This is a genomic window from Thalassospira sp. A3_1, assembly GCF_017744215.1.
GTDB classification, from domain to species: Bacteria; Pseudomonadota; Alphaproteobacteria; order Rhodospirillales; family Thalassospiraceae; genus Thalassospira; species Thalassospira lucentensis_A.
Window position 1 is genome coordinate 1,503,931 of sequence record NZ_JAGHQQ010000001.1, and the last position, 11,487, is coordinate 1,515,417.

Sequence of the window (11,487 nt, forward strand, 5' to 3'; positions counted from 1 at the left end):
AGCATTTTGATCAGATGATCATTCGCCCGGTTCGGAAACCTCAAAACGCAGCGGTTTGTGGCAATGTGGGCAGGACAAAAGATCGTCTTCGTGATCGTGATGAATGTCGCGGATATCGGAAATGATTGACTGGGCTTGCTCATCACTGATGCCCAGTTCGTCCTGATGGGATCGCAACCTTCTTCGCACCGCCTCGGTCAGGCGTTTTCCCGAAAGCTGATGAGCGGCTTGTTGGCGATATGCATCTTCGCGGCGGCGCAGTTCACTGGAAAAGGCCGATGCCAGAATACCGGCGGGCACCGCGACTATGCCGATACCCGTCAGTGAAATCAGACTTGCGATGACTTTGCCCAATGCTGTGATCGGTACGACATCCCCGTAACCGACGGTGGCAAGCGTGATGACGCTCCAGTAAAGGGCACTGGGCAAGTTGCCAAATGCGTCAGGTTGGGCTTCGTGTTCCGCAAGATAGATGGCGCCTGCACTGAAAACCAGCATGCAGGCCAACGCTGCGCTTGCGGCACCAAAGATACCCATCTGCTGACGAAACACCATTAGCATCAGCTCAAGCCCGGTGGAGTAACGGGTGAATTTCAAAAGCCGAAGCAGACGGACAATGCGGATGAACCGGAGATCAATCGACGTGAAAAACAGCAAGAAGACCGGCAGGATTGCGATCAGATCAACCATTGCCATCGGTCGCAGCATATAGCGTAACCGGCCCCATTTTCCGGAAAATTCCGGGTTGTCGGGTGCGGACCAGACACGCAAGCCGTATTCGATGGTGAAAATGGTGGTACAGATCAGTTCGATGACCAGAAACAGGACGAAAAACTGTTCAGCCAGTTCATGAACGGTGTCGAGAATGACACAGACAACATTGATCACGATCAGGGAAGCAAGGATCAGATGTATGGTCAATGACAGCCGCGATTGGCGATCAACCCCATGCAGCAAATTCTGAACCTTTGATCGAAGCGTTCTTTCCATTTGACCCCATATGCTACCGGGGCCAGAAAGACTGCCCGCAATCGTTCGATGATTGCCGGTATCGCTTCAGAAATGGTTAAAGAAGATGCTGATCTGGAGCCGCAGGGCGTTAGTAACCCTTTGCCGCACGAATGAAATCGGCAATTTTGCGTGCGTCTTTCACGCCTTTGGTTTTTTCAACACCAGACGATACATCGACCCACGGGGCACCGGAAATACGGACCGCGTCGGTGACATTGTCAGGATCAAGTCCACCGGCCAGCATCCAGTTGCTTTTGAAGCTGCGCCCGGTAAGAAGATTCCAGTCAAAACTAACGGCATTGCCACCGGGCAAGTTGCTGTCTTTGGGCGGTTTGGCATCAAAAAGCAGGAAATCGGCGACGCCATCGAAGTTTGCCGCAGCAGCATCAATATCATCGGATGTGCTTACCGAAACGGCTTTCATGACGCGCAAACCGAATTTTTCTTTTACTTCCGCAACCCGTTCCGGGCTTTCCTTGCCATGCATCTGGATCATATCAAGGCGACCGGCCTTGATCGCATTTTCAAGGGCCTCGTCACCGGCTTCAACAAACAGGCCGACTTTAAGGATGCTGTCAGGTACACGCTCGGTCAGCGTGGTGGCACCGTTAAGTGATATGTGCCGCGGACTTGGCGGGAAAAAGACATAACCCAACGCATCAGCACCGGCACTCATCGCGGCCATTGCGGCGTCTTCGCTGTTGATTCCACAGATTTTGACCATGCAGCTCATCGGGGTGTCCTGTCTTGTAGCCAATTCAAACTTCCGTCCAAGTCATTTGGTCCTAGCAGAAAGTGATGTGGACCAACAGGATATTTACGAATTTGCGTGGCTTTCCACTGGCGAGATGGCGGTTGCTGCGCTATTTTCCCGGCCATGAGCAAGCACACAGGCCCAGCCGGGGGCGAAAACGGCGAAAAGACAACCCATTTTGGTTTCCGGGACGTTCCCGAAAGCCAGAAGGCATCAATGGTGCGCGAGGTTTTCGATACTGTCGCGTCCAAATATGATTTGATGAACGATCTGATGAGCGGCGGTATTCATCGCCTGTGGAAAGATACGTTCATCAACGAGTTGAAGCCACGTCCGGGCATGAAGCTGCTTGACGTTGCCGGTGGTACCGGGGACATCGCGTTTCGTTTCCTGAAAAATGGCGGTGGCTCTGTCACGGTATGCGACATCAATTATGAAATGTTGCATGTCGGTCGGGATCGCGCGGTTGATCACGGGTTGCTGAAAAACATCAACTGGACCGTTGGCGATGCGCAGAAATTGCCGCTGCCCGATCATTCGGTTGATGCCTATACCATTGCCTTTGGCATTCGGAACGTGACGCGTATTACCGAGGCCCTTTCCGAAGCCTATCGTGTGCTGCGACCGGGTGGAAAGTTCCAGTGTCTTGAATTTTCCAAGGTGGTGGTGCCGGGGTTTGATAAACTTTACGACACATACTCGTTCAAGCTTTTGCCGGAAATCGGCCGCTTTATCGCTGGAAACCGTGAAGCCTATCAGTATCTTGCTGAAAGTATTCGCCAGTTTCCCGATCAGGAAACTTTTGCATCCATGATCCGTGATGCCGGGTTCGAGCGGGTGAAATATCGCAATCTTTCGGGTGGTATTGCCGCGATCCATTCCGGTTGGCGGGTGTAAAGGTGGCGACTGAATGATACGGTTCGTTCGCAACAGCTTTCGCTTGCTTGGAATGGCGCGGACTTTGGCGCGCTACGATGCGCTATTCCCGCTTGCCCTTGTTCCGGGTGGCAAGGTTCTGGCGTTTTTTGCCCGCCTGACCGCTCCGTTTTCGAGACGGTCGGATTTGCGGCCGGGGCGGCGGCTGGCCCGTGCGCTTGAAGAATTGGGACCTGCTTTCATCAAGCTTGGTCAGACACTGGCGACGCGTGCCGATCTGATCGGGGATGATGTCGCGGCCGATTTATCAAGCCTGCAGGATCGCCTGCCACCATTCTCGGCCAAGATTGCCAAGCGGATCATTACCGAACAGCTTGACGGGCCGTTTGAAACCCTTTTTTCCGAATTTGACGATACGCCAGTTGCCGCCGCATCCATTGCGCAGGTGCATTTTGCAACCACGTCTGATGGGCGCGAAGTTGCGGTCAAGGTGCTGCGTCCGGATATCAAGGCCCGATTTGCGCGCGATCTGGATCTGTTTTACTGGGTATCGGAAATTGTCGAACTGACCCAACCGCGCTTGCGCCGTTTGAAGCCGGTTGAAACCATCAAGACGCTGGAAGACAGCGTGCATCTTGAAATGGATTTGCGGTTTGAAGCGTCGGCGGCCTCCGAATTCCGCGATAATTTCGAGTCTGATCCGACTTATTACGTGCCGCAGATCGACTGGGAACGCACGGCCGAGCATGTCATGACCATGGAACGGGTCAAGGGTGTGCGTATCGATAATGTCGAGGCGCTGGACCGGATGGGGGTTGATCGCTCCGCCCTTTTGGCCAAGGCGGCCGGCGCATTTTTCCAACAGGTTTTCCGTGACGGTTTCTTCCATGCCGACATGCATCCGGGCAACCTGTTTGTCGACGAAACTGGCAAGGTCAGCATCGTTGATTTCGGGATTATGGGACGTGTTGACCGTCAGACACGTCTTTACCTTGCAGAAATGCTTCTGGGTTTCTTGACGCGAGATTATCGACGTGTCGCCGAGGTTCATTTTGAAGCTGGATATGTGCCTCGCAACCAGTCGCTTGAAAACTTTCAGCAGGCTTGCCGTTCTATCGGGGAGCCGATCCTTGGCAAGGAACTCGCGGATATTTCGGTCGGGCGTTTGCTGGGGCAGCTTTTCCAGATTACCGAAACCTTCGGGATGGAAACCCAGCCGCAGCTTCTGATGCTTCAGAAAACCATGATCGTTGCCGAAGGGCTTTCGCGCATTTTAAGCCCGAACGAGAATATGTGGGAATTGTCGCGTCCGTTGATCGAGGAATGGATGCGCGAAAACCTCGGCCCGGAAGCCAAGATCGCCGAAGCCACCCGTCAGGCCGGAACAATGTTGCGCCGGTTGCCCCGTGTTCTTGAGGCCGCCGAACAGGCATCAGCGGTCTTTACCGATCAGGGATTGCGTCTGCATCCCGATACCGTTGCCGCGATGCGCGGTCGGTCTAACGGGCAACGCAGTTCCGGCGGTATCTCGAAACAATCAGTATTGCTTTGGGTGGCGATTGCGGCACTGGCCGTTGCCCTGTTCGTGAAATAGAGATCGGCCATGAGTGACATTGAAATCAGTTGTGACCGCGCCCGGCTTGATCTTGCCTATTGCTATGATTTTATCGCCACTTCCTATTGGTCCCGTGGCCGGTCGCGTGGCGAGTTTGATCGGTCTGTTGAAATGTCGGTGCCGGTTGGCGCCTATTGTGATGGACGGCAGGTTGGCTTTGCCCGTGTCGTGACCGACTTCATCGCAATTGCTTATGTCGCTGATGTGTTTGTTGATCCCGATTACCGTCGTCGCGGAATTGCATCCATGATGCTTGATGCCCTGCATGGTCATCCCGATATTGCGCGGGTCAAACGTTGGATGCTGGCGACGCATGATATGCAGCCGGTTTATCGCCAGCATGGATATGAGGACCTGAATGAAACGATCATGATGCGGCTTGATGCCGAATCCGATGATCGGGAACCTTTGCTCTAGGCGCGATTAAACCCGACATTCTAAAAAAACGCCGCCTCGGTCAGACCGGGCGGCGTTTTTGATTTTGGCAAGTTCGCAATCAGCTGGTGCGGACTTCATCAAGAAAGTTGCCGACTTCGCTGCGCAGTGTTCCTGATTGGGCCCCAAGTTTTTCGGACGCATCAAGCACTTGACGCGCGGCATCACCGGTCTGGCGGGCTGCAGACTGCATTTCATGAATGTGGCTGGTGACTTCCTGTGTGCTCTGTACCGCCTGCTGGACGGAGTTCGAGATTTCAGAAGTTGCCTGCCCCTGTTCCTGAACGGCTGCCGCAACCTCGGATGCGATTTCGTTCAGATTGGCGATGATGCTTGTAATCCCGTCAATCGCACCGACAGCTTCCTGTGTCGATCCCTGAATGCCTGAAATCTGGGCCGAAATGTCCTCCGTTGCACGTGCGGTCTGATTGGCAAGGTTTTTGACCTCGTTGGCGACCACGGCGAAGCCTTTGCCCGCATCACCGGCGCGTGCGGCCTCGATCGTGGCGTTCAGTGCCAGAAGGTTGGTCTGTTCTGCGATGGCCTGAATGATCTGTACCACTTCACCAACTTTCTGTGCCGAAACATCAAGCCCCTGAACCATTTCATTGACCCGGTTGGCCTCGGTGCTGGCATTGGCGGTGATGTTCGATGTGTCATTCACGCGTGCGCTGATGTCACGGATCGAAACGGAAAGCTGTTCGGCGGCACTGGCCACCGTTTCGACGCTGTGATTGGCCTGTTCGACAGCGGCCACAACAGCCTGTGAACCGGCTTCGTTCTGATGGACGGCGGCAACCATGGTCTGTGCGACCTGTTGCATTTCGCTTGATGCCCCGGATACACCGTCGACAACACCCATCACGGTTTGTTCAAAACGTCCGGCCAGGCCATTCATGGCTTCACGGCGTTTGGCCTCGGCACGTTCGCGTTCCTGTTCACGTTCGCGATCCAGTTGTGCAACGCGGTTTGCGTTTTCCTTGAAGACTTCGACCGAAGCGGCCATCTGGCCGATTTCATCGGTGCGATGAACGCCCGGAATGTGAATGTCACGATTGCCATCCGCAAGCGCAGCCATGGCGCCATTGATTTTAACAAGTGGGGTAATAATCTGATTGCGCAGGACAAACCAGGTGCTGCCCAGCAGGACGACAAGAATTGCAGCAGCAAGAGCCAGTTGGATGATGACGGCCTGTTTTACCTCGGCATTGACGCGTTCAAGGCTCCATGCGGTCAGCAGCATGCCACGATACTGATCTTCGTCTCGCCGCTTAGAATATTTGGTGATTGGCGCGGCAACAATGACGGCGTCGCCGGAGATGAAGCTGACGACTTCCTTGTTTTCAAGCCGTCCCAGATAGGGCTCGGCAAGTGCAGCCAGATCGTGTTCGGGAAGGTTTTCCGATTGATAGGTCGCAATCGGTTCTCCATCCGGATTGGCAGCAATCAGGGTTGCCAGCTGCGAGCCTTCCTTGTCAGTGATCTTGCGGAATTCTTTTTCGACCGAGTTGCCGTCCATGGCAATAAAGCCCGGTTGCACGGCGGTCGACAGCATTTCGGTTTTTTCGACCGACTCATTATACATGATTTCGATCATCGCGTTGCGTTGCGAAACCGTCTGGATCGTCATCATTGCGCCAAAGCCGACAATCAGCAAGGCAACCACAACCAGAATGACTTTGCGTCCGACAGAGCCGCCGGATCGTTTGGTTTCGGCCATTTAAGGTCTCCCGTCCTTTGAAGCCTGATGATGTTTGTTCCCTCGTTACCTGATCGATGACCCGCGATCATTTCAAAGCGTCGCAGCTTGCTCGAACAGGTTGGTGCCGTCTTTTTGGCGTTCCGAATTACGGCTCCGGAAATTTGCCAAACCGACGGTCATTTATTGTTTTGGTTCCCTGTGTAACACCACAGGGACTGGGTAGTATTTTAACGCCTTTCTTCAGTCCCTCGTAAAAAGCTACTTCAAAGCGCGACATAACCGAAATAATTAAAATCGACTTGTTTGAAATTGTCCGAAACTCACTAAATGCGATAAAATCATCCGGTATTGTTCTTGTTTTTAGAAAATAATGCTATTCGCATGTCCGCTGATTTTTGCGGCGCGAATCGTCTGGCGATGACAACCGGCAAACGGGCGAGTACATATGGGAATGGTCGTCTGCCTTTTTGACATTGTATGATCCGGCGATTGCAGTTTTACGGGACGGGGAACCCGAATGACGAAGTCCAGAACCATGAACAAGCCGCGTGTGGCCAAAAAAACCAAAAAAGCGATAGCCAGTGGTTCTGCAAAAAGTCTTGCGCAACAAGCTTCGGCGGATAGTGTGCCGGGCTTTGCTGTTCCCAAGCCTGAAACTCCAGAATTGCCGCAGACAAAAAACGACGCAGTCAAAAAAGTGGCTAATCAATCCCCCGGGGCACCTGCAATCGCCGCACGCTCGGGCAAATCGGAAATGTTCATCCGTGCACTTGATGCCCATCAGTCTGGCAGGATTGAAGAAGCAATTTCGCTTTATGGTACGGTTCTCAGGCAAAACGCTGATCAGCCCGATGTCTGGAATAACCTTGGTGTCGCGCTTAGGCGCAGTAAACGGCTTGATGCCGCACTTGTCGCCTATCGCAGGGCGGCGGAACTGCGCCCCGGCAATGCGGGGCTTTGGTCAAATATGGGTAACTGCCTGCGTGAAATGATGCGGTTCGATGAGGCCGCGGCGGCTCATGACAAGGCGCTGGAACTTGATGCATCGATCAAATCGCATCCGTTCAATGCGGGCTTGGTTTATCGCGATACCAATCGGTTCGAGCAGGCTATCAAACATTTTGATGCGGCTTTGGCCATTGATCCCGATTATGTCGATGCAAACTGGGACAAGGCACTGGCACTTTTGGCAACAGGCCAGTACGAAGCGGGTTGGGCCGGATATGAAACGCGCCGCAAGCTTGCCGATAATCCGATCCGCCCGCTTGAATCTGTTCCGGAATGGGATGGAAAGGCCGATTTACGCGGCAAAAGACTGCTGCTGCGTGCCGAGCAGGGCTTTGGCGATATGATCCAGTTTGCCCGTTTTGTCCCATTGGTAGGGAAGAGGGCCGCGCATATCATTCTTGAATGCAGATCGGAATTGATCCCGGTGATGCGCACGATTGCCGGTGTCGGAACGATTGTTGAAAAGGGGGCGAAATTGCCCCCCTTTGATCTGCATGTCCCGCTCCTTAGCCTGCCGCATGTCATGAAAATCAGCGAAGCGGAACTGCATCGGGTGTCTGCCGAACCCTATCTGAGCGCGCCGAAAGGCAAGCAGGCACGATTAAGCCCGCCATCGGGTACAGTGCTTAAGGTTGGGCTGATATGGGCAGGCAAGCTTAATCCGCGTGACCGATCCTGCCCGCTTGAACTGCTGATGCCGCTTATGGCGCAGAAAGGGGCAAGTTTTTACAGTTTTCAGGTCGATGAGCGGCGGGGCGACATAGCCAGACTTGGCGCCAATGCCCTGATTACCGACATGGGTGAACATATTCATGATTTCGGTGACAGTGCAGCCTTGATGAAGGCGATGGATCTGGTCATTACAATCGATAGTGCGCCTGCCCATCTTGCCGGGGCACTTGGTGCGCCGGTTTGGATGTTGCAGCTTTATACGACAGATTGGCGGTGGATGGTCGGGCGGACCGACAGTCCGTGGTATCCGACAATGCGTATTTATCGGCAGGAAGCGCCGGGGGATTGGGCTGTCCCGATTGCAAAGCTGGGCGCTGATTTTGCCAATCTGCTTAAGGCGCGGCTGGGAGCGGCGGTATAGTTAAGACAATTGGCGGCTAAATTTTGGTCAACACCCAGTGAACGTCTGATCAATTCTTTAAACAGGAATAGTCCCGGCCCTTGTCTTTAGCGATGACTCAGCGTAGGAAAGCGCCTTAAATTTACGAAGAATATCGACCGCTGTTCGATCTTTCCCATGATTGGGGCTGATAGTCAGCAGGCGATCCGTTTTTTGCGCAGGAGAAAGCTTGTGAGCGAAGCTGCTTATAACAAAGGTTTCCCGGTTTCCTGGGAACAGATGCATCGCGACGCACGTGCATTGGCGTGGCGTCTGCTGGAAAAAGGTCCGTATAAGGGCATTATCGCGATTACCCGTGGGGGGCTGGTTCCGGCTGCTATTATTGCACGTGAACTTGATATCCGTCTGATTGATACGGTTTGCATTCGCAGTTACTCTGACAAGACGCGCGGCGATCTTGAATGGCTTAAAGGGATCGAAGGTGATGGCACGGACATGCTGATCATTGATGATCTGGTCGATACCGGCAAAACCGCGAAGGCCGTACGTGAAAAGCTGCCAAAGGCACATTTCGCGACAGTCTATGCCAAGCCGCTTGGTCGCGAGATTGTCGACAGCTTTGTGACCGAGGTTTCCCAGGATACCTGGATTTATTTCCCGTGGGATATGGAGCTTTCGGTCAACGCGCCGATATCCGAGCGCGTTCGCTAATCGGTCTTGAAGATCTGATCGTATCTTTCTCAAGGCCCGTTGGACCGCAAAGGAGGACACGATGCAAAATCAAAATTGCCCGGCCCGCTATCGTCAACCGTCATTAACGGTCCGATGGGCCGGGCATTTCTGTTTTTGGCTTGGGTTCTGCGCCCTTGCGATTGCGGGTATATCGGCCCCTGTCATCGCACAAGAGCTACCTGCGCAAACGCAAAAAGCCATGTCTCTTTTGCGGCCTGAAAGCGGTTATCGGCTTGAATTATTTGCCCCGGTAAATAATGCGCGTTCTATCGCGGTTGCCCCGGAACTGAAGGGTATTTTCGTCGGGACGCGTGGTCCCAATCTTTATTTCGTGCGTGATGCAGATGGGGATGGCAAGGGTGAGGAAGTCAATCTGATTGCTGATGACTTCAAGATGGCCAATGGCATTGCCTATAAGCCCGGTACCTTGTTTGTAGCCGATCAGCACCGGGTTGTGTCCTACGACCTTTCAAATTTTGATGGAAGTGCTTTGGGGCGCCCGCGCATCCTGTTTACCAACCTGCCTGACAAGCGCCATCATGGTTGGCGTTACCTGGCACTTTCGCCGGATCAAAGCCGTCTGTTCATTGCTGTTGGCGCGCCGTGCAATATCTGCAAGGTCAGCGGGCTTGAAGGTACGATCATTTCCATGCCGATAGGTGGCGGGGCACCGAAAATCTATGCCAGCGGCATCCGTAATTCGGTCGGGCTGACCTTTCATCCCGACACCGGTGATTTGTGGTTTACCGATAATGGCGGGGATAACCTTGGCGATGATGTTCCGCGCGAAGAATTAAACCATGCACCCACCGAGGGGCTGTTTTACGGTTATCCGTGGTATGCTGGGAACGATACGCGATCCCCGCAGTTTGCCGATGAAACACCCCCGGCTGAAGTCAGCTTTCCGGCCTTTACCTTTAACGCGCACAATGCCGCGTTGGGGCTGACCTTTGATGATGGTGATGCGCTTGTGGCGTTACACGGATCATGGAACCGGACGATCCCGGATGGTTACAAGGTTGTCCGGGTAGAGTTTCGCAATGGTGAACCTGTGGCAACCAATCCTTTCCTGGATGGTTTCCTGCTTAGCAACGGGGAGGTTGTTGGTCGTCCGGTAGACGTAAAGCATTATATTGATGGATCGATACTGGTGTCGGATGACCATGCCAGTGCGGTCTGGCGACTGGTTCCGACGGGCGGCTAGGTCACCAAAATAAATGAACCCGGTATCGGGGACGGGCTTGCACCGACCTCGAAACCGGGCTATAAAACCGCCGCTTCGCGGGTGTAGTTCAATGGTAGAACGGCAGCTTCCCAAGCTGCATACGAGGGTTCGATTCCCTTCACCCGCTCCAAGCTTTCCCAGAATAATTTGATGCCAGATCGCTGTTTAGGTATAGGACGGATTTCTCATTGAAACCGTTCGGTCAGTTTGGTTTATTTTTCTATCGGTGCGTAAGAAAGGTTCTGTTTGCGGGCTTGCTCGTCGCTGCACAGAAGTGTTGCCTTATCCGCAATAAGGTTCTCATAGTGGGGGTCCAGAGTACCGATATAGTGCTCATTCCCAACGGGCGCGAAAAGGCAGCGTCCGCTTTCACCATCAAGCCGTTTGCCAGCCCGCCATTCGGATGGCGGGATCATATCGCCGCCATGAATACCGATCCCGGCATTTTCGGCTTCTTCCGAGAGACCGTCATAACGATGGGAATATCCTTCGATCGGAAGGGCTTCACCGTCACTGACCATGGCAGCAGCCACATCGCGTTCACCAATACCGCATTCGACAATCGGGAAATCATCCTCTTTGCCGGAATGTTCCTGATCGCCGGGCCAGCAGCGCACGGCAAAGGGAGCCATGGCGAAATACTTGCGAAGCTGCATGGCTGATGACATACCGCAGTCCCAAAAATTGCCATTGTGCAGGCATTGCTGGCCAAGTTCGGGAGCATCAATGCCGGCGATGTCTGCAACGACACCATCAATCATGATCGTATCGCCATCAATAACCAGAACATCCCGGCCCTGTGCCTCTAACGCCTTTTGTTCGACATTTGACGGGGTATCGTCAGCAGCATGAACCTCTTTGTCCTGCATATAGATCGCAAGTGCAAATGCGACGGGAATGGCGAGCAGAAGGATAAAACGAAAATAGCGTCTCAAAGCAACCTCGATGGTTTGGTGATTGGACACAGGTGATGCAATCAAGATACAGAATGACATGAATGGCTTGCGCAAGAACAGTCGAAAACAACGGCAAAATAATGTCCTGAAATCCCGGGAAA

General features: G+C 53.5%; 10 protein-coding genes and 1 tRNA gene. 7 read left to right on the forward strand and 4 right to left on the reverse strand.

Features of this window, described 5'->3' with window-relative positions; translation table 11 throughout:
* Positions 1–18: 18 nt before the first annotated feature.
* Complete coding sequence (locus tag J7395_RS06820; RefSeq protein WP_114109094.1) at positions 19–990, reverse strand: ion transporter; 972 nt, start codon at positions 988–990, stop codon at positions 19–21.
* A gap of 109 nt (positions 991–1,099) precedes the next feature.
* Positions 1,100–1,768: a phosphoribosylanthranilate isomerase gene (locus tag J7395_RS06825; protein ID WP_331710664.1), complete on the reverse strand. Its 669-nt coding sequence runs from the start codon at positions 1,766–1,768 to the stop codon at positions 1,100–1,102.
* A 120-nt stretch (positions 1,769–1,888) separates the two neighbouring features.
* On the opposite strand from J7395_RS06825, the gene ubiE reads away from it, so the two are divergent.
* Genes ubiE through J7395_RS06840 form a run of 3 tightly spaced genes read left to right on the forward strand, consistent with a single transcriptional unit; the run spans position 1,889 to position 4,673 of the window.
* Complete coding sequence (gene ubiE / locus J7395_RS06830; RefSeq protein WP_062952228.1) at positions 1,889–2,662, forward strand: bifunctional demethylmenaquinone methyltransferase/2-methoxy-6-polyprenyl-1,4-benzoquinol methylase UbiE; 774 nt, start codon at positions 1,889–1,891, stop codon at positions 2,660–2,662.
* Between the two features lie 13 nt (positions 2,663–2,675).
* Entirely contained in the window at positions 2,676–4,235 is a 1,560-nt protein-coding gene (gene ubiB, locus J7395_RS06835; protein WP_062952227.1) for a 2-polyprenylphenol 6-hydroxylase, read from the forward strand.
* Between the two features lie 9 nt (positions 4,236–4,244).
* Positions 4,245–4,673 (forward strand): GNAT family N-acetyltransferase, encoded by a 429-nt coding sequence (locus tag J7395_RS06840; protein ID WP_209220966.1) that lies wholly within the window; start codon positions 4,245–4,247, stop codon positions 4,671–4,673.
* Positions 4,674–4,752: 79 nt separating this feature from the next.
* Here J7395_RS06840 and J7395_RS06845 read toward each other — a convergent pair whose 3' ends face one another.
* Positions 4,753–6,411, reverse strand: coding sequence for a HAMP domain-containing methyl-accepting chemotaxis protein (locus tag J7395_RS06845; RefSeq protein ID WP_209220967.1), 1,659 nt, complete (start codon positions 6,409–6,411; stop codon positions 4,753–4,755).
* 679 nt (positions 6,412–7,090) lie between these two features.
* Here J7395_RS06845 and J7395_RS06850 point away from each other — a divergent pair.
* The 4 genes from J7395_RS06850 to J7395_RS06865 all read left to right on the forward strand — a co-directional run bounded on the left by J7395_RS06850 (position 7,091) and on the right by J7395_RS06865 (position 10,560).
* Positions 7,091–8,494 carry a tetratricopeptide repeat-containing glycosyltransferase family protein gene (locus J7395_RS06850; protein WP_348541209.1) on the forward strand — a complete coding sequence of 468 codons (1,404 nt, stop codon included), beginning with the start codon at positions 7,091–7,093 and terminating at the stop codon, positions 8,492–8,494.
* A 210-nt stretch (positions 8,495–8,704) separates the two neighbouring features.
* Positions 8,705–9,184 (forward strand): xanthine phosphoribosyltransferase, encoded by a 480-nt coding sequence (gene gpt / locus J7395_RS06855; RefSeq protein WP_062952220.1) that lies wholly within the window; start codon positions 8,705–8,707, stop codon positions 9,182–9,184.
* Between the two features lie 220 nt (positions 9,185–9,404).
* Positions 9,405–10,409 carry a PQQ-dependent sugar dehydrogenase gene (locus J7395_RS06860; protein ID WP_247741979.1) on the forward strand — a complete coding sequence of 335 codons (1,005 nt, stop codon included), beginning with the start codon at positions 9,405–9,407 and terminating at the stop codon, positions 10,407–10,409.
* 77 nt (positions 10,410–10,486) lie between these two features.
* Positions 10,487–10,560 (forward strand) — tRNA-Gly (locus tag J7395_RS06865).
* Positions 10,561–10,642: 82 nt separating this feature from the next.
* On the opposite strand, the gene J7395_RS06870 is transcribed toward J7395_RS06865, so the two are convergent.
* On the reverse strand, positions 10,643–11,365 hold the full coding sequence (locus J7395_RS06870) for a thermonuclease family protein (protein ID WP_247741980.1): 723 nt from the start codon (positions 11,363–11,365) through the stop codon (positions 10,643–10,645).
* Positions 11,366–11,487: the final 122 nt, after the last annotated feature.